Annotated in this window: 15 protein-coding genes, 6 tRNA genes, 1 rRNA gene, 1 pseudogene and 1 riboswitch; of the genes and pseudogenes, 4 read left to right on the plus strand and 19 right to left on the minus strand. The window is 44.0% G+C overall.

The features are described from left to right. The 11 genes from FTV13_RS15610 to secA form a co-directional block, all read right to left on the minus strand. A 16S ribosomal RNA gene (locus tag FTV13_RS15610) occupies positions 1–70 on the minus strand; the annotation flags it as partial. Between the two features lie 933 nt (positions 71–1,003). Next, positions 1,004–1,080: transfer RNA gene (locus tag FTV13_RS08780), tRNA-Pro, on the minus strand. An 18-nt stretch (positions 1,081–1,098) separates the two neighbouring features. Beyond that, positions 1,099–1,174: transfer RNA gene (locus tag FTV13_RS08785), tRNA-His, on the minus strand. Positions 1,175–1,252: 78 nt separating this feature from the next. Then, positions 1,253–1,329: transfer RNA gene (locus tag FTV13_RS08790), tRNA-Pro, on the minus strand. 18 nt (positions 1,330–1,347) lie between these two features. Beyond that, positions 1,348–1,423, minus strand: a tRNA-His gene (locus tag FTV13_RS08795). Between the two features lie 36 nt (positions 1,424–1,459). After that, positions 1,460–1,536: transfer RNA gene (locus FTV13_RS08800), tRNA-Arg, on the minus strand. A gap of 35 nt (positions 1,537–1,571) precedes the next feature. Further along, positions 1,572–1,648 (minus strand) — tRNA-Pro (locus FTV13_RS08805). Positions 1,649–1,802: 154 nt separating this feature from the next. Continuing rightward, positions 1,803–2,870, minus strand: coding sequence for a quinolinate synthase NadA (nadA, locus tag FTV13_RS08810; protein ID WP_179993243.1), 1,068 nt, complete (start codon positions 2,868–2,870; stop codon positions 1,803–1,805). A 152-nt stretch (positions 2,871–3,022) separates the two neighbouring features. After that, the gene (gene argJ / locus FTV13_RS08815) at positions 3,023–4,243 is read right to left on the minus strand and encodes a bifunctional glutamate N-acetyltransferase/amino-acid acetyltransferase ArgJ (RefSeq protein WP_179993244.1); all 1,221 of its coding nucleotides are present in this window, start codon (positions 4,241–4,243) and stop codon (positions 3,023–3,025) included. 154 nt (positions 4,244–4,397) lie between these two features. Then, the gene (locus FTV13_RS08820; RefSeq protein WP_104426583.1) at positions 4,398–4,751 is read right to left on the minus strand and encodes a hypothetical protein; all 354 of its coding nucleotides are present in this window, start codon (positions 4,749–4,751) and stop codon (positions 4,398–4,400) included. A 153-nt stretch (positions 4,752–4,904) separates the two neighbouring features. Beyond that, positions 4,905–7,631 (minus strand): preprotein translocase subunit SecA, encoded by a 2,727-nt coding sequence (gene secA, locus FTV13_RS08825; RefSeq protein ID WP_180011768.1) that lies wholly within the window; start codon positions 7,629–7,631, stop codon positions 4,905–4,907. A 331-nt stretch (positions 7,632–7,962) separates the two neighbouring features. Here secA and FTV13_RS08830 point away from each other — a divergent pair. Both FTV13_RS08830 and FTV13_RS08835 read left to right on the plus strand, forming a co-directional pair. Beyond that, positions 7,963–8,604: pseudogene (locus tag FTV13_RS08830) on the plus strand (peroxiredoxin). A gap of 647 nt (positions 8,605–9,251) precedes the next feature. Further along, positions 9,252–9,842, plus strand: coding sequence for a dual specificity protein phosphatase family protein (locus FTV13_RS08835; protein ID WP_179993247.1), 591 nt, complete (start codon positions 9,252–9,254; stop codon positions 9,840–9,842). 5 nt (positions 9,843–9,847) lie between these two features. Here FTV13_RS08835 and FTV13_RS08840 read toward each other — a convergent pair whose 3' ends face one another. Genes FTV13_RS08840 through trpA form a run of 4 tightly spaced genes read right to left on the minus strand, consistent with a single transcriptional unit; the run spans position 9,848 to position 13,863 of the window. Then, the gene (locus FTV13_RS08840) at positions 9,848–10,894 is read right to left on the minus strand and encodes an SPOR domain-containing protein (protein ID WP_373684505.1); all 1,047 of its coding nucleotides are present in this window, start codon (positions 10,892–10,894) and stop codon (positions 9,848–9,850) included. Further along, positions 10,885–12,168 (minus strand): bifunctional tetrahydrofolate synthase/dihydrofolate synthase, encoded by a 1,284-nt coding sequence (gene folC, locus FTV13_RS08845; RefSeq protein ID WP_166139533.1) that lies wholly within the window; start codon positions 12,166–12,168, stop codon positions 10,885–10,887. The genes FTV13_RS08840 and folC overlap by 10 nt, the downstream gene beginning before the upstream one ends. Beyond that, entirely contained in the window at positions 12,165–13,061 is an 897-nt protein-coding gene (gene accD / locus FTV13_RS08850) for an acetyl-CoA carboxylase, carboxyltransferase subunit beta (RefSeq protein ID WP_166139531.1), read from the minus strand. The genes folC and accD overlap by 4 nt, the downstream gene beginning before the upstream one ends. 1 nt (position 13,062) lies before the next feature. Then, complete coding sequence (gene trpA / locus FTV13_RS08855; protein ID WP_004782187.1) at positions 13,063–13,863, minus strand: tryptophan synthase subunit alpha; 801 nt, start codon at positions 13,861–13,863, stop codon at positions 13,063–13,065. Positions 13,864–14,228: 365 nt separating this feature from the next. Between trpA and FTV13_RS08860 the strand changes: the two genes are divergently transcribed. After that, positions 14,229–15,560, plus strand: a complete 1,332-nt coding sequence (locus tag FTV13_RS08860; protein WP_159124158.1) for a Na+/H+ antiporter NhaC family protein — start codon at positions 14,229–14,231, stop codon at positions 15,558–15,560. Between the two features lie 40 nt (positions 15,561–15,600). Here FTV13_RS08860 and FTV13_RS08865 read toward each other — a convergent pair whose 3' ends face one another. Beyond that, positions 15,601–16,638, minus strand: coding sequence for an AraC family transcriptional regulator (locus FTV13_RS08865; RefSeq protein WP_180011770.1), 1,038 nt, complete (start codon positions 16,636–16,638; stop codon positions 15,601–15,603). Between the two features lie 140 nt (positions 16,639–16,778). Here FTV13_RS08865 and FTV13_RS08870 point away from each other — a divergent pair, with 140 nt between their 5' ends. Continuing rightward, the gene (locus FTV13_RS08870) at positions 16,779–17,657 is read left to right on the plus strand and encodes a metal-dependent hydrolase (RefSeq protein ID WP_180011772.1); all 879 of its coding nucleotides are present in this window, start codon (positions 16,779–16,781) and stop codon (positions 17,655–17,657) included. A gap of 66 nt (positions 17,658–17,723) precedes the next feature. Here the strand turns inward: FTV13_RS08870 and FTV13_RS08875 are convergent, their stop codons facing one another. The 3 genes from FTV13_RS08875 to FTV13_RS08885 form a co-directional block, all read right to left on the minus strand. Continuing rightward, the gene (locus FTV13_RS08875; protein WP_180011774.1) at positions 17,724–18,716 is read right to left on the minus strand and encodes a DUF2804 domain-containing protein; all 993 of its coding nucleotides are present in this window, start codon (positions 18,714–18,716) and stop codon (positions 17,724–17,726) included. A gap of 361 nt (positions 18,717–19,077) precedes the next feature. After that, complete coding sequence (trpB, locus tag FTV13_RS08880; protein WP_175966713.1) at positions 19,078–20,322, minus strand: tryptophan synthase subunit beta; 1,245 nt, start codon at positions 20,320–20,322, stop codon at positions 19,078–19,080. Next, positions 20,303–20,947, minus strand: a complete 645-nt coding sequence (locus FTV13_RS08885; protein ID WP_180011776.1) for a phosphoribosylanthranilate isomerase — start codon at positions 20,945–20,947, stop codon at positions 20,303–20,305. Before FTV13_RS08885 ends, trpB begins: the two co-directional genes overlap by 20 nt. Before the next feature lie 143 nt (positions 20,948–21,090). After that, positions 21,091–21,301, plus strand: a riboswitch (cobalamin riboswitch). The last annotated feature ends 24 nt before the right edge of the window (positions 21,302–21,325 follow it).

The raw sequence follows: 21,325 nt of genomic DNA on the forward strand, positions 1-21,325 counted from the left end.
CCCGCTCGACTTGCATGTGTTAAGCCTGCCGCCAGCGTTCAATCTGAGCCATGATCAAACTCTTCAGTTAAAATCATTTCGAACTTTATAAGTAAAGTTCTTAAACTTGGCTCATCAATTTTCTGACAAATATTTCTCAAATAAACTTCGAGTAATTTCTACCATTCAATCAATGAAAATAATTTCGATCAATCAACCAGTAAAAATCCACACAAGTTGTTCTTCATAATCTCTTAATGATCTTCTCACTACTTCGTCAGTAACAAGCTAGGTCGGCTATATTACTCTCTATCTCTAGAAAGTCAACCAGTAATGAAAATTATTTTTAAACTTTCTTTCTAAAACCCAACTCAACCATTTCATGCTAAGTTACTGTTTTATCAGAAGTTTTAATCTTCATCACCGCCGATGGATGTGCATTATAGACCAATCCCAAACAAGCGCAACCCCTATTTTTAAGAAAACACTTCAGTTGATTATTATTTCTACAAAAATGTCATATATGCATATTCTTTAATCTAAAAACCCTATTTTTTAGATATCTTTTTACTATTTCCATTTTTTAATTTAAAAAACAGGGACTATTTCGTTTCAGCTTAATAAAGTGCAATTTAGTTTTTTATTTCCATAGCCGCTCCTGCTTAAAATATTCTTCCAGCTCACTCGAATAAATATTTTTCTTATTTTCACAATCCCTATGGACCTCCCAATAAATGCGACTCACCCATAAAAAGATCTAGGTACATTTAGCTCGACTTATTAAAAACATAATTCTGGAATGAAGAATGAAGAATGAAGAATGAAGAATGAAGAATGAAGAATGAAGAATGAAGAATGAAGAATGAAGAATGAAGAATGAAGAATGAAGAATGAAGAATGAACTTAATAAATAACCAGTTTTTAATCTATTTTTATTTTGATTGCTAAATTTAATTCGTAGTTAAATTTCAGACATAAAAAAACCGCCTGATGCGGTATTTATATAATTAATCATTTTTATCGATGGTCGGAGCAGTAGGATTCGAACCTACGACCCCCTGGTCCCAAACCAGGTGCACTACCAGGCTGTGCTATGCTCCGATGTTCAACTCAAAGAGTTGGGGTGAATGATGGGATTCGAACCCACGACAACCGGAATCACAATCCGGGGCTCTACCAACTGAGCTACATCCACCATTACGGTGTCTTCATTATTTAGACATAAAAAAACCGCTTGACGCGGTATCATTTATCTTAACCACCATGAAGAAGATGGTCGGAGCAGTAGGATTCGAACCTACGACCCCCTGGTCCCAAACCAGGTGCACTACCAGGCTGTGCTATGCTCCGATGTTCAACTCAAAGAGTTGGGGTGAATGATGGGATTCGAACCCACGACAACCGGAATCACAATCCGGGGCTCTACCAACTGAGCTACATCCACCATTGCCTTGGTTCTTAAATATCAAGCCACCAAAAATGGCGCGCCTGACAGGATTCGAACCTGTGACCATCCGCTTAGAAGGCGGATGCTCTATCCAACTGAGCTACAAGCGCTTTACTGATGATTTTCACCATCCGCCTTGAAGAATTGGTCGGAGCAGTAGGATTCGAACCTACGACCCCCTGGTCCCAAACCAGGTGCACTACCAGGCTGTGCTATGCTCCGATTCATCTCAGCTTTCGTATCAAGCTTATCGCTTGGTACGGTGTGCATTCTAGGCGTGACGCCATAAGACGTCAACACCTATATTTAAAAAAAATCAAAAAAACACTTCAAGCGTTTATTTATCAAGCATTTCAGACATTTTTTATACAAAATCTTAGCGTTTCAAGCTGGCACTAAAATCCAGCATACGATCTAAAGGCAGTTTGGCTCGTTGAGCTAATGCGGGGTCAACATGAATCTCCTGATCACGATGTTGTAGAACATGCAAGATTCCATCTAGCTCGTTCATGGCCATCCAAGGACAGTGTGCACATGAACGACAGGTTGCTCCTTCTCCAGCGGTTGGAGCTTCAATCAAAATCTTATCTGGCACAGCCTGCTGCATTTTATAGAAAATACCGCGATCTGTTGCCACGATCAAACGCTGATGTGGCAAGGTTTGAGCTGCCTTGATTAACTGAGAAGTACTTCCGACTGCATCAGCAATTTCTACCACAGACATCGGTGATTCTGGATGGACCAGCACTGCCGCATCTGGATATAAGGCTTTCATATTAGCAATTCCGCGCGAACGAAATTCTTCGTGGACGATACACGCGCCATCCCAAAGCAGCATGTCAGCACCGGTTTTATTCTGGATATAACGCCCTAGATGCTGATCCGGTGCCCAGATAATTTTTTCACCTAAACTATCGAGGTGTTCAATAATCTCAACTGCACAACTTGAAGTCACGACCCAGTCAGCGCGGGCTTTAACCGCAGCCGAAGTATTAGCATACACCACTACAGTATGATCAGGATGCGCATCACAGAATTTGGTAAATTCTTCTACCGGACAACCCAAATCCAGTGAACAGGTCGCTTCAAGAGTTGGCATCAGGACGGTTTTTTCTGGTGAAAGTATTTTTGAAGTTTCACCCATGAACTTAACTCCAGCTACCACCAAGGTCGATGCGGGATGGTCACGTCCAAAACGCGCCATTTCCAATGAATCGGACACACAGCCACCAGTCAGTTCTGCCAGTTCCTGTATTTCAGGATCACAATAATAATGTGCAACTAGTACTGCATTCTGCTTTTCCAATTCGGCTTGAATCTGTGCAAATTTTTCCTGTTTGGCCTGTGCACTGATCTGATGCTCTTTGGGTTCTCCTAAACGATCTAAATGCGCCTGCACAATCGATTTGGCTTCATTGGCTATTAATTTGGTCGCATCATTCATAACAACTCTTACTCTACCCTCATGGTTCATTATTCAACGAACCTTTCACCCTACATCCCGGTCATCTCTAGCAAAATACTTTTTTGACCAGTCATTAAAAATCATAAGATATAAAAAAAGCCCCACAACGGAGGCTTTAGAAACAATCTGAATTATGAACGATAATCAGCATTGATCTTCACATAATCATAGGACAGGTCACAGGTATAGACTGTATCTTTTGCTTCACCACGTCCAAGATCAACACGAATCGTCATTTCAGCTTGTGCCATCACACGTGCACCTGCCTCTTCGGTATAGTCTGCTGCTGCACCACCATCCTTGCAGATTTGTACATCATCTAACCAAACCTGAATTTTTGCAACGTCTAAATTCGCCACACCTGCATAACCGATTGCAGCCAGAATACGCCCCCAGTTTGGATCAGAAGCAAAGATCGCAGTTTTCACCAATGGAGAATGCGCGATACTATAGGCCACGTCACAGCATTCCTGAGTATTGGCGCCACCTTCTACTGCAACTGTGATGAACTTAGTCGCACCTTCACCATCACGCACAATCAGTTGCGCAAGACGTTTCATGGTACGCATTAATACCTCAAGCACAGCTGCATAACGCGGATCTTCAACTGATGAAATTTCTGTTCCACCGGCCTGACCTGTAGCAATAAAAATGCAAGAGTCATTGGTTGAGGTATCCCCATCAATGGTAATGCGGTTGAATGACTGATTCACTGTCTCAGATAAAAGCTGTTGAACCAGTTCACGGCTGATTGGCACATCAGTCGCCACATAACCTAGCATAGTGGCCATATTTGGGCGAATCATGCCGGCACCTTTGGAAATCCCGGTCATGGTATAAGTAATGCCGTCCAGTTCGAACTGTTCAGATGCACCTTTTGGTGTAGTGTCTGTGGTCATGATGCCGGTTGCCGCATCGATCCAGGCATCATCACGCAATGACTCTAATGCAGGCTGCAAACCATTCAGAAGACGTTCCATTGGTAATTGTTCGCCAATCACCCCTGTTGAAAATGGCAATACTTCTTCAGCTTTCACGCCTGCAAGTTCAGCCAGTTTGGCACAAGTGGCTTCAGCATTTGCCATACCTGTAGCACCTGTACCCGCATTGGCATTTCCGGTATTAATCACTAAATAATGTGGGTTACCTACCGCCAGATGTGCTTTAGAAACATGTACAGGAGCAGCACAAAAAGCATTCTGGGTAAATACACCTGCAACATTGGAGCCTTCAGCCAGTTCAAATATCACCAGGTCACGTCGGTTCTGATAGCGTACATACGCTTCTGCCGAACCAATTCTCACCCCTTTTACCACATGCATCTGTGGCATAGATACGTCACCAACTGCCATTTTTAAATGTCCAATATTGAAGTTTCAGAAAAATACAGCTTAGTTGATCTTTATTAAAAAATCGAGCCAAAGCCAGATGAACACTCACTTTTCTTATGGTTTTTCACAATAAAAAACCAGTCATAGTGACTGGTTTTATTAAACTGGCTCAAACTTAGTTTTTAGCCAGTTGGGTTGATTCACTCAATAAAGCCTGTTTCGCCTGTTGCTGACTTGCCGCAGAAAGCGCAGGGTTAGAAGCAACAATACGGTCAGCATTCGCTGCATTGGCTGCTGCAATCGCTGCAGTCTGTAAAACGATTGGACGGTTTGAATTATTAAAGGTATAGCGAATGCCAGTACGCGGACTTGCAATGGTCACCTGACCATCTGTACCCGTCTGAACCTGAGCCGTAGTTGGACCAATGGCCTGCTGAACTTTAGCAGGTGTCGTTGTTGCTGTTTCAGCAAAACTTAAAGTCGGGATTGCCAAAGCAGCAACCATCATCGTTTTTAATACTTTTGTCATTGTTTCTTCCACTTTGCGGTGTTCAATCTGCCATTAAATACCATTTAATCCGGTACAGTGCAAACAGTATTCATCAGCTGAAAAGTCCATATACATAAAAAGATCAGGACCATTTGGTCCTGATCTTTTTATAGTTTAGAAACTTAGCAGAAATTAGATCTTGCCATGACACTGTTTGTATTTCAGACCTGAACCACATGGACAAGGTGCATTACGGCTTGCCGGTGCTTCAAAGACTGGTGCAACCGGATTGGCCTGCGCATTTTGTTCAGTAGTGATTGCATCTTCTTCAGCCAGTAATCCATCAAATTCCTGATGAGATAACTGCAAACGCATCGCTTCAGCCTGTGCCTGCTGCTGTGCTTCCATTTCAGCCAGCTCTTCAGGTGTTGGCACATGGATACGTGACAGATCAGTGATCACATCAGATTTAATGACACCCAGCATGTTTACAAACAGGTTGTAGGCTTCTTTTTTGTATTCCTGCTCTGGATTTTTCTGTGCATAACCGCGTAAATGAATACCCTGACGCAGGTAATCCATCGCAGCCAGATGCTCTTTCCAGTGACGGTCCAGAGAGTTCAGCATGAAATGACGTTCAAGTGATGCTGCAGATTCAGCACCCATTTGTTCACGACGTGAACGGTAACGATTTACCACTTCTTCAGTAATTCGCTCAACCAGTGCTTCTTCATCTAAACGACGATCCTGCTCTAACCACTGTGCAACTGGCAGATCAATCGATAAGTCTTCACGTAGTGCAAGTTCCAGACCTTCAATATCCCACTGATCATGAATTGATTCAGGCGGAATATAGTTGGCGATCATGCCCTGCATCACTTCACGGATCATCTCTTCGATATAATCCTGCAATGAACTTTCAGCCAGAATCTCATCACGCTGACTATAGATAATTTTACGCTGCTCGTTATTCACGTCATCGTATTTCAACAGGTTCTTACGAATGTCGAAGTTACGTGCTTCTACTTTACGCTGTGCATTTTCGATTGAGCGTGACACCATTTTGTGTTCAATCGCTTCATCTTCTTTTAAGCCCATTGCACGCATCATGGCAACCACACGGTCACCCGCAAAGATACGCATCAAGTCATCTTCAAGAGACAGGTAGAAACGCGATACACCCGGGTCACCCTGACGGCCCGCACGACCACGCAACTGGTTATCGATACGGCGAGATTCATGACGTTCAGAACCGATAATATGCAAACCACCAGAAGCAAGAACTGCTTCATGATTCGCTTCCCATTCTGCTTTCAGGCGTGCTTCATCTTCAGGGGTTGGGTTTTCAATTTTGGCCAGTAGCGCTTTCCAGTTACCACCCAGCAAAATATCGGTACCACGACCGGCCATGTTAGTTGCAATCGTTACAGCACGCGGTGCACCCGCTTGGGCAATAATATCTGCTTCACGCTCATGCTGTTTGGCATTCAGGACTTCATGTTCAATACCAGCTTCTTTAAGCTTGTCAGAAAGAATTTCCGACGCTTCAATAGTGGCCGTACCAATTAGGATTGGCGCAACACCAGCTTCATGAACACGCTGGATTTCCTGAATAATCGCGTTGTATTTGCCTTCACGATTCAGGTAGATCAAATCGTTCTGGTCATTACGGATCATTGGACGGTGGGTTGGAATGATTACCACATCCAGACCGTAAATTTCTTTCATTTCCGCAGCTTCAGTATCTGCAGTACCGGTCATACCGGATAATTTTTTATACAGACGGAAATAGTTCTGGAATGTAGTAGTTGCAAGGGTCTGGTTTTCCGGCTGGATTTCCAGACCTTCTTTTGCTTCAACTGCCTGGTGCAGACCTTCAGACCAGCGACGACCTGGCATGGTACGACCGGTGTTCTCATCGACGATGATCACTTCACCTTCATGGATGATGTAATGCACGTTACGTTGATACAGATAGTGCGCACGAATCGCAGCAGTCACATGATGCAGCAAATTCAGATTAGAAGCTGAATACAGGCTTTCACCTTCAGCCAGCAAGCCCATTGCAATCAATTCACTTTCAATGGTTTCAAAACCGGTTTCTGTAATTTCAACAGAGCGCTGTTTTTCATCAATCCAGAAATGACCGCCATCCGGTACTTTTTCTTCTTTCTGTGCTTTTAACTTCGGTGGAATGCTGTTGATCGCTGCATAAAGCTGGGAGGAGTCTTCACTTTGACCAGAGATAATCAGTGGTGTACGCGCTTCATCGATCAGGATCGAATCGACCTCATCGATAATAGCATAGGTCAGACCACGCTGTTTTTTCTCAGCCAACGAGAACACCATGTTGTCACGAAGATAATCGAAACCGAATTCGTTATTGGTACCGTAAGTGATATCTGCTTTATAGGCTTCAGATTTTTCTATCGGGTTCTGCATGGAATAGATAATCCCGATGCTTAAACCCAAGAATTCGAACAATGGACGGTTTAACTCGGCATCACGTTGTGCCAGATAGTCGTTCACCGTGATGACATGGACACCCTGCCCGCTCAATGCATTAAGATAACAGGCCAGCGTCCCCATCAGGGTTTTACCTTCACCGGTACGCATCTCGGCAATCTTGCCTTCATGCAGGGTAATACCACCAATCAACTGTACGTCGTAGTGACGCATTCCCATAACACGTTTTGCAGCTTCACGACAGACTGCGAATGCTTCAGGAAGTAACTTATCTAGGCTTTCACCCTTATTATATCGTTGTTTGAATTCTTCAGTTTTTGCAGATAAGTCTGCATCGCTTAGGGCTGATATCGTCGGCTCGAGCGCATTAATCTTGTCTACGATTTTACGCATGCGTTTGAGTTCGCGCTCATTTTTGGTACCGAAGATTCCTCCGATCAGACTTGCCAACATGAATAGACTCTCTAAATCTTGCTTGTCAAATAAATATGTTCTTAGTCGTTATTATGGTGCTAGAAATTTGAACTACAAGGGTTTTGCCAGAAAACCAATGAAAAAAACTCATCCTTCGTCCTAGCCCTGAGACCTAAGGCAAAGTAATGTAGCAAATTTTACCCATGCAATATAGTTAATTAGACGACTGATTTGTCTGATTCTGAATCGACAGCCTACTTCTTTATTCGGTTTATTCATAAGAAATTCTAAAAACACTATTTTTAATCATAAAAAAATTGGTTCATATTTATTCTCATCGACACATTACAAGATCAATTGAGGCAAGAAAATGAGTTTACGTTTAGGCGATACCGCACCGAATTTTGAACAGCAATCTAGCGAAGGCTTAATTAACTTTTATGACTTTCTAGGCGATAGTTGGGGCATTTTATTTTCACATCCAGCAGACTACACACCTGTATGTACCACTGAACTGGGCTTTACCGCGAAACTGAAAGACGAGTTTACAAAACGTGGCGTGAAAGCGATTGCGCTTTCTGTTGATGATGTTGAATCGCATCATGGCTGAATCAAAGACATTAATGAAACTCAAGGTACGACCGTTAACTTCCCGATCATTGCTGATCAGGACCGAAAAGTGTCTGAGCTGTATGGTTTCATTCACCCAAATGCCAGCGAAACCCTGACTGTACGTTCTCTGGTAATCATTGATCCAAACAAGAAAGTGCGTCTGATCATTACCTACCCTGCATCAACAGGGCGTAACTTCCATGAAGTATTACGTGTAGTTGATTCTCTACAGTTAACCGACAACCATAAAGTCGCAACCCCGGCTAACTGGCAACATGGCGATGATGTAGTGATTGTACCTTCACTGAAAGATGAGGAAGAAATTAAACAACGCTTCCCTAAAGGTTATAAGGCAGTAACTCCATACCTACGTCTTACGCCACAGCCTGAGCGAGGATAAGCGAAGCACTGCTTCGCCCGAGCGCAAGAGCCATAGCTATGCTATGGCTGGTAAGGAATTAAAAGGACTCCTTTTTAATTTTGCGCAAGGCAAGCGTAGCGCGCAGTTTCCATTGTACTGCCCTTGCGCAAGACGAGAAGCTATGCTTCGAGTGACAAAACTGAAAGCACTGCTTTTCAGTTTTGCGCAAAGCAAACGAAGTGCGCAGTATTTGAAGCACTGCTTTAATTTGTGACAAGACAAGCGCAGCGCGTAGCTTCCAAAACACCGCTTTGCTTGAATGCAAGACGAGAAGCTATGCTTCGAGTGATAATTTGAAAGCACTGCTTTAGTTATTCGTAAGACAAGCGAAACGCGTAGTCTCTAAAAGGTGGTACTTTTTCGCTCAAGAACCTCAGCTATGCTAAAGTTATACGGATAAGCAAAGTTACTGCTCTTTAACCATGACACCGAAAATTTAGAAAAAACTCTCCACCATGAAAATGAAGATCATCATGCATCAACCATCATTTTCATGTTTAGTTTGATACCCACCGACGAGCCGGGTTTTCGAACTTTTCCCATCAAGCCTGTCTTCGGACAGGCTTTTTTTTGCAAAAGCCGATATGCTGTTGAAGAGAATGATTAAAAAGAGGGTTTAACGCGCAATGAAAAATAATTATGTACTTCTTCTGGTTTCCGCGTTTGTTTTATCTGGCTGTACTCCAGCGCTGCCTGAACAGGAACGCCCAATGCACTGGGGACAGGGACTGCATGAAGAACATAATTTTTATCAGATTAGCGATGAACTTTACCGGAGTGAACAGCCGAGCGATGAACTGACGCCCTTATTAAAACGATATGCCATTAATGTGGTGATCAACCTGCGTTCACGCGATAAAGATACGGATATTTTGTCAAATGAAGACCTCAAGCTTAAACATGTTCCCATTCATACCTGGGCTATGAATCGCGAGGATTTACTGAACGTAATGCAGTTGATTCAACAGGCACGGCAAAATAATGAAAAAATACTTTTACACTGTTATCATGGTTCAGACCGTACCGGTGCCAGTGTGGCCATGTACCGGATTATTTTCCAGAACTGGCGCATTGAAGACGCAGTACGGGAAATGAAGCATGGCGGTTATGGCTTTCATTCCATTTGGCGCAATATTGAAAAATTATTTATCCCTGAAAATGTAAGATGGATTCGCGAGCAACTCACGAATCCATCTACAGAAACTTCGGTTAAGTAAGAGAATTAACGCTTATCTAGCGGCACCCAGTCATTCACCCAGGCTGATTTCATGTTCAGGCTGGCATCAGACGCGATTTTCTTACGCAGTGCATCTGCTGTTTCACGGTCTTTAGATGGACCGACCATGATACGCACACCTTTAGATGTCTGGCTCTTGGTGACCTTGTAGCCTTTGGCTCGCAGTTTGGCCGCAATGGCATCAGCATTGGCTTCATTGGCAGCCAGGGCCACCTGCACCATCCACTGTTTATCACTTTCACCTTCAAGAAGTTTACGGGCTTTTTCAGCTTCAGCCTTTTTCTTGGCCTCTTCTGCTTTATGTTTCTCTTCAGCTTTGCGCTTTTCTTCTGCCTTACGTTTTTCTTCTGCCTTACGTTTTTCTTCAGCAGCTTTATGCTCAGCTTCTTTTTTCTTTTCAGCCGCTTTGTGCTCTTCCTCGGCCTTACGTTTTGCTTCAGCTGCCTTATGCGCTTCTTCAGCTTTACGTTTCTCTTCTAGCTTACGTTTTTCTTCTGCAGCCTTCTGCTCTGCCTGTTTCTTGGCAGTATCAGCTGAAGTTTGGGCTTTTTGCTGCTCAAGTTTCTGCTGTTCTAACTTTTTTTGTGTAGCAGCCTTGTCTTCAGCCAGACGTTTTTGCTTCGTCTGTTCATCTTCTGCCAGCTCAGGTGGAATATTGTCTGAACTTTGCTGTCCCATACGATGGGCATTCAAAGCGGCATATTCTTCAGCCGCACGACGTGCTGCATCTGCCTCAGCCTGCTGCTGCATGGCTAAAAATTCAGCTGCACGAGCTTCCTGTTCAGCTACTGCTTTTTCGCGGTCACGACGCTGCTGTTCCAGCAGACGTTTTTCTGTTTCCACATCGACTGTTAAAGAACCTAATGAATTGTTGACTGTATCTTTTGATTCTACTTCTGCAGCCAGTGCCGGGTTTTGCTGACGATCCTGATGAATTTCATTTTGGCCTTTCAGGAGTAATGCTGCCAATAAAACACCACCACCTAGTAAAACAACGCCACCCATCCAGCGTTGTTTGTTATTCATTGACATTCTTCCAAATACTCCCATACCGCTTCTAAGGTATGAAATGATCCACATACCAAAATCAGCTGATTATTCTCTGTTTCATCCAGCGCTGATTTAAAAGCTAATTTTACATTGTCAAATTGTTCTATCAATTCACCTTGCAATGCATCAGTCAAAAGTGTGACCTCTGCCGCACGTGGCACAGATAATGGTGCAATTTTCCACAAATGAACAGTGTCTTTCAACAACTTGACGACAGAATTTATATCTTTATCTGCCAGCATGGAAAATACACAAATGACTTCTTTATATTTCTTTTTGTAATTTAAATAATTGCGTAATTGTTTTAACAGGAACTCTACCCCATGCGGGTTATGTCCGGCATCAAAAATTACGGTCTTATTCTGAATTTCTCGGACTTCAAAACGTCCCGGCAATTTAGCTGCCTGAATTCCTTCCGCAATCGCTGTCTGGTTGACTTCCAAACCACTCAGCAAGATCGCTGCAACCGCTGTCGAAATATTATCCAGCGCCAGTGAACCTGTTGGCAATTTTAAAGTCGTACCCGACGATGCAAAAGCCCAGGTTTTGCCATCTTCAAAGGCTTCATAGAAATAATCACGGTTGATAGCATACAACGGCGCATTGCATTCAGCAGCTTTATCCAGAATGGCTTGCGGAATATCTTGCTGACCACCAAATATCACGGGAATATTCGGACGGATAATACCAGCTTTTTCAAAAGCAATTTTTTCAATGGTATCACCGAGCCAGTCGGTATGATCCAGTCCGATATTGGTGATGACTGCAACATCCGGATTAACCACATTCACGACATCCAGACGACCGCCTAGTCCTACTTCCAGCACCCACACATCACACAGTTCATGTTTAAAAATCACAAATGCAGCAAGTGTGGTTGCTTCAAAGAATGACAGGCTTAAATCGCATTCGCGACGTGCCCGATCGACTTCAACAAAAGCATCAATCAGCAACTGGTCTTCGACTTCAACCCCACGTAATTTCACCCGTTCATTAAAACGATATACATGAGGAGACTGATACAGTCCGACCTTAAAACCCTGAGCATTGAGAATGGCAGCCAGAGTCGTGGTCGTTGAACCTTTACCATTGGTTCCGGCAACCGTCAGGACTTTAGCCTCCGGATTGATCACGCCCAGCTTTTCAGCCACAGGAATAACACGTTCCAGGCCTAAATCAATCCCCGTAACGTGAACATGGCTCCAATAATCGAGCCATGTATCAAGTGAATCAGTTGCTAATGGTGCTGTGTTCAAGGCAGGTTCATCAATTTCGTGATAATACGATAAACTGTATCACGTAATGCATGACGGTGAACAATCTGATCGATTACACCATGATCAAGCAAATATTCAGCACGCTGGAACGGTTCGTCCAGTTTTTCACGTACAGTTTGTTCGATCACACGTTTACCCGCAAAGCCGATCATGGCTTTCGGTTCAGCCAGATGCACATCACCCAGCATGGCTAAAGACGCAGTTACACCACCATAAACTGGGTGGGTCAATACCACCACATAAGGCAGACCTGCTTCTTTCAAACGCTGAATCGCTGCTGAAGTACGTGCCATTTGCATCAAAGACAGCATACCTTCCTGCATACGTGCGCCACCAGATGCTGCAAAACAGATCAGAGGTTGATGCATTTCAATCGCACGCTCCGCTGCCTGCACAAAGCGGTCACCCACTACAGTGCCCATAGAGCCGCCCATGAAGTCAAACTCAAATGCGGTTGCAATCATTGGCACGCCTTTCAGCAGACCTTGCATTACGATCAGTGCTTCAGTTTCACCTGTTTTCTTTTGTGCTTCCGACATACGGTCTGGATAAGCTTTGCTGTCGACAAATTTCAGTGGATCTTTGGCCGTAAATTCCTGACCCATTTCAGTCTGTACCTGATCAAAGAACCAGTTCAGACGGTCACGTGCTTTCATTTTCAGATGTTCATCGCATTGTGGACAAACATAAGCATTAAATGACATTGCAGTACGTGTCACCAAAGCATGACATTCAGGGCACTCAATGGTTGGCTCTGTGAATGTCGCTTTTAGGGTGGTTTGCTCATCAGGTACATGAATGCCCGGAACAATACGCTCCGTCCATGGGGTCGATGGGCTCAGAATTTTGCCTGATTTCACTTGTTGACTCATACTATAACTCATCGAGCGCTGCTCGAAGCTCCTTGACTTTATTCACCGTCGCAATAACGGCTTGTTCTGGCGCGAGGGTTGCAAACTGTTTTACAAACGCACTTCCCACAATAACTGCATCGGCAGCAACACCCATCGCTTTCGCAGATGCAGCATCACTGATACCAAAACCCACGCCTACAGGAACATCTGTCTCTGCCTTAATTTTCTGAATACGTGCAGCGGCTTCAGATACATCCAATGTCGCAGCACCCGTCACACCTTTCAACGACACATAGTAAATAAAGCCACTGGCCTGTTTCACTACATGCTGAATACGCTCATCAGTTGAGGTCGGAGCCAACAGGAAAATCTGATCCATTTCATATTTTTCCAGCACCTGCCCCAAATCTTGAGCTTCTTCAGGAGGAAGATCGACCAGAAGCACGCCGTCGACACCGCATTCATAGGCATAAGCCACAAACTTTTCATAGCCAATGACTTCAACCGGATTGAGATAACCCATGAGTACCACTGGTGTTTCGCGGTCTTTCAAGCGAAATTCTTTCACCATGTGCAGGGCATCCAAGGTATTAGTGCCACCGGCCAGCGCGCGTTCAGCGGCCAGAGCAATCACCGGACCATCTGCCATTGGATCTGAGAAAGGAAGACCCAGTTCAATCACGTCGACGCCAGCGTCCACCATCTGGTGCAGCAAAGGTACGGTTACCTCTGGATGCGGGTCACCAGCCATAACATAAGAAACTAAAGCTTTACGCTGTTGAGATTTAAGTTGTCCAAATCGTGTGGCTAAACGTGACATAGGGCTGAGCTTTCCTTAAGGTGTTTCAAACTTGAGACATTGACTATGTAGAAATACAAGACATCGCATTGTAACGCTATTTTTTGTACATTGAACAGTGTGCAACATCGACCTCTGGCATTTCATTTCCTGTGCGAGGATTTCAGAACAACCCGAAGGGATCTATTTACGATTATTTTGATTTTTTTCTCAATGATCAAAGATGCCTAATTTTGGCATTCCCTAAAATGTTGAATATTTAGATAAACTTATTTTTATCATGGAAAAATTAATAAAAATGCAGATGTTAGCGCATTCATTTAAAGTTTTCTGAAATTGCAAAACCTGTTTTATACTAGCCCCATTCTCTTATTTTTTTATCTCCTATGCAGACTGACTCTGAAGGTACAGTGCAGGCACGCGCCATTGCACTGTTGCCGCTTATTGTATTTTTAACCATCTTTTTAGGTAGCGGGATCTATCATTCTCTGATCGGAACTGAATTTGCGTTTTATCAGATTAAAGCGCCTGTTGCTGCCCTGCCCGCGATTATCTTGGCTGCATTAGTGTATCGTGGCAAACTCAATCAGGGTATTGAAGAATTTCTTAAAGGTGCCAGCCATCCTAACCTGATTCTGATGTTCATGGTATTTATGCTGGCCGGTGCTTTTGCCAGTGTCAGCAGTGCGATTGGCAGTGTTGATGCCACCGTACAGATGGGCCTGTCTGTCATTCCTCCGAGTTTTGTCTTACCGATGCTGTTTGTGATTTCGGCATTTATTGCGACGGCGATGGGTACCTCTATGGGAACCATTGCCGCCTGTGCACCCATTGCCTTTGGCTTTGCACAAGTGACCGAGATTCCGGTGGTTTATGCAATTGGCGCCGTGGTCGGTGGGGCGATGTTCGGTGATAACCTGTCCATGATTTCGGATACTACCATCGCTGCAACCAGCAGCCAGAAAGTGCAGTTACGTGACAAATTCAGCGTCAATGTCTGGATTGCTGTGCCGGCTTCTATCGTCACGATTTTGATCTATATCTTCAATACTGGTAGTTCTAGTCCAGTGGAATACAAGGACTTTAACTGGATCCTGGTCCTGCCTTATATTGCGGTCTTTTTACTGGCTTTTAGCCGTCTGCATGTTCTGGCGGTTTTAACCATCGGTGTCGTGTTATCGGGTTTATTCGGGCTATTTGCTACGCCAGATTTCAATATCCTCAAGCTGAACACTTCCATTTATGATGGCTTTGTCGGCATGTTTGAAGTGGCATTGTTATCCATGTTCCTGGGTGGCCTGTCTGCGATCATGCAACGTGAAGGTGGTTTACGCTGGCTGATCGAACGCATCTACGCGCTGACCCGCTTATTTAAAGTGGGCCGTCAGCGGGCCGGTGAAATCGGGATCAGTTTCTTGGTCGTATTTTCGAATCTGTTTGTAGCAAATAACACTGTCGCGATTATTCTGGCTGGTGATATGGCCCGTGAAGTGGCGAAAGAATATGGGGTTGATCCGAAACGTGCCGCCGCCCTGATGGATATTTTCTCCTGTGTGGTACAGGGGCTGATCCCTTATGGCGCACAATTATTACTGGCCTGTTCGATTGCCAAACTTTCTCCAGTCGAGCTAATCGGGGGCGTGTATTACTGCTGGATTCTGGCAATCTTTGCAGTGATCGCGATTGCTTTCCGATACCCTAAATTAAAAACAGCTTAAATTAAGTCATGAGATAAAGCGGCCAATGATGGCCGTTTTTTTATGCCTGATCCTGTTTTAATTGTTTTCTATATTGCAATAAAGTCTTGCCTGTTGCTGCCTTATAAGCGCGGGCTAAAGCGGACTGGTCAGAATAATCCAGTTGTTGGGCGATTTCGGTCAGGCTTAGGGGCTGATGCAATAAGCTTTCACAACGCCTGATCCTTTCCTGTTCCAACAATTTTTTAAAAGAACTACCTTGCTCATTTAGCTGACGCTGCAAGGTTCGAGTCGATACAAACAGTTGCTCGGCCAGCTGTTCAATTTTAATCGCCTGTTGTCTGCTTCTTAGATGCTCCGCAACCACTTTTTGAGCCTGAGTCAAAATACTTTCTACAGGTGGTTTGGCTGCAATCGCTTCTTCAGCTTGACGAATCAATAACTGTAATAACATTGGATCGGCCTGTTCCGATTTCAGGTTCAGTCCCTGTATATCCAGTTCAAAGCCATAATCCTGCTGTGAAAACTGCACTTCCGCAGCATAGAATTTTTGATAGTGAATTCGGGCAATTTCTGGCGCATGAGCAAAACGCACCCGACGCAAGAGCAAAGGATGATCCTGCAAAATAAAACGTCCCAATTGCACCATGGCTGCGATAGTTAGCTCATTCAGCAGGTTATAACGCTCATCCTGATAAATCCAATACAATTCAATACTCTGTGCATGCTGTCTTAGTTGCAATGGGACAAATTCACTCCCATCAATGACCAGTCGCTGAAAACGCATGATGTAGCCGATGATCTCAGGAATACTGCTGCTTTTGGATACCATATAGCCCAGCACACCAAAATGTTCTGGCCGAATACATTGCACAATTTCAAAAATTAACTGTGGACACGCTAGCTGTTTTTGGGTTCTTAACAGGATGCTATTGAGAAAATCCAGCGGAACTTGTGCATCAAAAGGCTGATCAATCAGTCCAATGAGCTGAGGTCGTAGATCTGCAAGAAACTCTGCGGTTAAAGGTTCTATATTTAAGCTACGCAAATAGGTGGCCCATAGTTGGATATAACCATTGGAGATTTTGATGTCCTGCATGAGCGCGTCCCTGTCTCCACTGCGAATGTATATTTTATTTTTCTCTGGCGTAAAATGTATAAAAATTGGCCATATCTGTCAAAACAATTTGTGCAATTCTGAACATACTGTCAGCATCTCCAGAAAAAGAATGAAAGCAGATGAACGCACCTTTAAAATCTTCTGTACAGCCTGTGGTACGCAGTAATCTTGATTTTAAGCTGAGTGAAATTCCGCGTTACTGGTTTGGTGGCGATCCATTCCTGACCCGTATGTTTGATGCACTGAGTCTGACCTTTCCAGACGGTGAACGTTATTTCATTCAGAGTGTGCGTCTGTTCCGTGACCAGATCAAAGATCCAGATCTGCAAAAACGGGTAGCTGATTTTATCCGTCAGGAAGCACAGCATGGTATTGCCCATGACAAGATGAATAACCTGATGCGGGAACAAGGCATGCCGGTTGATCAGTTTATTCAGCGTCTGAACTACATGATGAACTATGACCTGAAGAACCGTTCACCTGAGTACAATATTGCAGTCACTGCAGCCGCAGAACATCTGACCGCGCTCATGGCTGAAACTTTTTATGGACAAAAAGATACTTTAAGAAATGCCCATCCTTTTGTCCGTGCCATGTTTGCCTGGCATGCGATTGAGGAAATGGAACATCGTGATGTCGCTTTTGATGTGATGAAAGATGTGGCAAAAACGCCAGAATGGCTGCGTCAATACACCTTGCTCATCACGACTTTGCTGATGTTTGGTTTTACCATTTACCGTGCCAATGTCATGCTCAAACATGATGGCTTTAGCCCACTGCAACGCTTGCAAATGAATATCCGTGGCCTACCTTGGTTCTTTGGTAAAAAAGGGACTCTGACTCGTATGGGTAAACAGTATCGTGACTGGTTTAAAAAGGATTTCCATCCATCCCAGCACCCAGTGATTGCTCAATATGATGTCTGGGTAAAAACGCTGGCAGAAACCGGTGACCCGATTCAGGCAGGAGAAGCCTTCTGGCAAGCTGCAGAAGATTAAACCTCGAAATCAAAAGCCTTCGAGATTGAAGGCTTTTTTATGAATCCAAAACCTACAAGAAATAAGTTACCACTTGGCATAGTGCTGTTCTAAAAGTCCATATTCATTGACCAGTACAATCTCCTGACCATCTTGCCGGATGGTGCCTGATACTTTTGCCTGCCACTGGCTAAACTGACTGCCGACCAGACGCAGATTCAGATTTTCATAACGGCGCCAGCCCGTATGTACATTCAGGTTCAAGCAGCCATCTAATGACTGGATGTTCCAGCGTTCGTCAGATTCCTGCTGAAACAACACATCCGCCACAGGATAAATTTTACCATTTACCCACAAACAGTTTTCATTGCCAAAGCTTTCATTGACGCCGGAAGCGAGATTGATCCCGATACGGTTACGATTGGTATCCCAGAAATTACAAGATAGCCAGAACCAGGCAGTTTCAGGACGCAAAAAGCCGCAGGTATCATCCAGAGAAGCGAAGGTGCGCTCATTAAACTGGATGGTTTCACCCTGCTTATTTACGAAATAACCTTCACAACCCAAAGTGGTCAATTTCTGGGTATAGGTCCAGCCATTGATTCCGGTCGGACTGCACATACTCAGCGGGTCTGTACCTGCACAGAAAATTCGGGCACTAAGCTTGATTTCACCATATTTGGTCACATGGATATAACGCACCCCATTGGCATGCTGGATATCAATCTGAAAGGGAGATTTGTGAAAATAACTATGATTAAATAATGGCTGTTCGTCTAGCACCGTATTGCGCGAGAAGAAATTGATCGCATTCCATTCCTGCACTTCGTTGGTACTATGGTTATAGATGTAGAAAAAACTGTGCCCAGCCCAAGCGATATCCGCAATCGCAAGGCCAATTGTATAATGTTCGTGTTGAATACTACAGAATTTAAATTTTTTATATTTTAGTTGTTTACGCCATCCCTTGAGTACATCACCATAGGGATTTTTGTACTGGTACGCATTGTAATCAATACTTTTTGGAATTTCTTTGAAACGTCCGTAACGTGGTTGTCCATTTTCCTGAATTAAATCCATTAAGACATTCCATCTCAATCAAAAACTATTTTTGCTTGAAGCTATTATGCCGATTATTGAGATTTGATAAAGAATTTTTTAAAACCGTTCGTCAGCTCTTCCGGCCAATTCTGCTTAAAATAACCATTTTAATTTTCTGAATGAGAAACTGATTTTTTGCTGTTTTATCCAGAACTTGTATAATTTTTATACCACTTCCAGCCAGATTGATCCTTCCTCTTCATCTTTAAAAATTTTCTTATCTATAAAAATAAAAAAATCGTACTGAATAGCTTCAATACGATTTTTTTAATCCACCTTACTCTCCTTTTAGATAGGAGGGTTTTCACCCCTCTTTGAAAAAGAGGGATCGGAGAAAATTTTACATCTCAACCATTTCTACGCCATCAATACGGGCAACAGTCATCAAGTCTTTATCACCACGACCAGAAACGGTCGCAATAATGATTTGATCCTTGTCCATGGTTGGGGCAAGTTTAGTGACATAAGCCATCGCATGTGAGCTTTCAAGCGCAGGAATGATCCCTTCGATCTTGGTTAGATCACGGAAACCTTGTAACGCTTCCTGATCATTGATCGGTACATAGTTCACGCGTTCCATATCTTTCAGGAAGCTGTGCTCCGGACCTACACCCGGATAATCCAGACCGGCAGAAATTGAATGCGTTTCAATGATCTGGCCTTCTTTATCAGACATCAGATAAGTACGGTTACCATGCAGTACACCGACGTGACCCGCATTCAGTGGTGCAGAGTGCTTGCCAGTTTCGATCCCTAAACCTGCGGCTTCAACACCATACATTTTCACATCCTGATCGTTCAGGAATGGATAGAACAAACCCATTGCATTTGAACCACCACCGACACAAGCAACCAATGCATCTGGAAGGCGACCTGCCTGTTCCTGAATCTGACGGCGTGCTTCACGGCCAATAATGGACTGGAAGTCACGAACCAATTGTGGATATGGGTGTGGACCTGCCACGGTACCAATCACATAATAAGTTGAGTCAACGTTGGTAACCCAGTCACGCATCGCTTCGTTCATGGCATCTTTTAATGTTTTAGAGCCACTTTCTACAGGAACAACTGTTGCACCCAGCAGACGCATACGGTAAACGTTCATCGCCTGACGTTTCACGTCTTCAGCACCCATGAACACCACACATTCAAGACCTAAACGCGCTGCGATGGTTGCAGTTGCTACACCATGCTGACCGGCACCTGTTTCCGCAATAATGCGTTTTTTGCCTGAAAGTTTAGCCAGTAAAGCCTGACCAATCGTATTGTTTACTTTATGCGAGCCGGTATGGTTCAGATCTTCACGCTTTAAGTAAATTTGCGCACCACCCAACTCTTTCGACCATCGCTCAGCATGATATAAAGGACTAGGACGACCTACGTAGTAGGCTAGATCACGGTCGAATTCTGCCAGAAACTGTTTATCATCTTTCATGCGGAAATAAAGCTTTTCCAGATCTTGTAAAGCCGCCATCAGAGTTTCTGACACAAAACGCCCGCCATGGATACCGAAATGTCCACGCTCATCCGGGAATTGGGTATAGTCAATCACGGGCTTGTTGTGATTAGTACTTTGCTGATCCACGATGGACTCCTTGCATAAAGCGTTCTATGAGTTGTTGGTCTTTTATACCTTTTGCGGATTCGACACCACCACTAACATCAACAGCATAAGCCTGTGTGGTGTGAATTGCCTCCTCGATATTGTCCGGGTTTAAACCCCCAGCCAGGATCAAGGGAATATCTAATTGAGGGAAGGTGCTCCAGTCAAAGCTGTGTCCGGTGCCACCTTTTAAATCAGGATGCCAAGCGTCTAACAGTACTGCGCTGGCTCCTGCTGCCTGATAACGTTGAATTTCAGCGACTACGTCCAGATCAGGTTTGACCTGAATCGCTTTGTACCAGCGACGTCCAACTTGCTGGGCAATGGCCTGACATTGTTCAGGGCTTTCATCACCATGAAACTGTAGAATATCCAGCGGAACAGTTTTTAAAATATCCTGGATGTCATCTGCCGTACTATTAACAAATAAGCCCACCACTTGAATATAAGCTGGCACTGCTTTGACCAGCACTTCAGCCTGTGCCTGAGTCACGCTACGTGGGCTCGGTGAATAGAACACGAATCCAATGGCATCACAGCCGGCATCAGCAACAGCTTGGACATCTTCAACTCGGGTGATTCCACAGATTTTGGCACGGGTTCGCATATAGTGTTGGCTCTGATTTACCAAGATATCAAGTAATCTATGAGATTGGGGTGAATCATTGTAATGCAAATCATCGATCTTGCGTAAAGTTCATACGGATTATTCTTGATCTTGATTGTTTAAGTCATAAGCAGACTTTATACTTGCCACAATTTGCAACGAGTCAAGGCCTTAAGGCTTTAGGGAAGTTGGTGCAAATCCAACGCTGCCCCCGCAACGGTAAAAAATGAAAAGCTTGTCTTTATAAATCCTCAGGATTTACACCACTGCATCAATATGTGGGAAGGTGGATAAGTAAGTATGTTTCAATACTGCATTTAAGTCCGGATACCTGCTTGTTGTGTTCTTTAACTCAATCATTCACGGGGAGTGAATGTA

Origin of the sequence: Acinetobacter sp. YH12235 (genome assembly GCF_013417705.1) — a bacterium.
Classification (GTDB): domain Bacteria; phylum Pseudomonadota; class Gammaproteobacteria; order Pseudomonadales; family Moraxellaceae; genus Acinetobacter.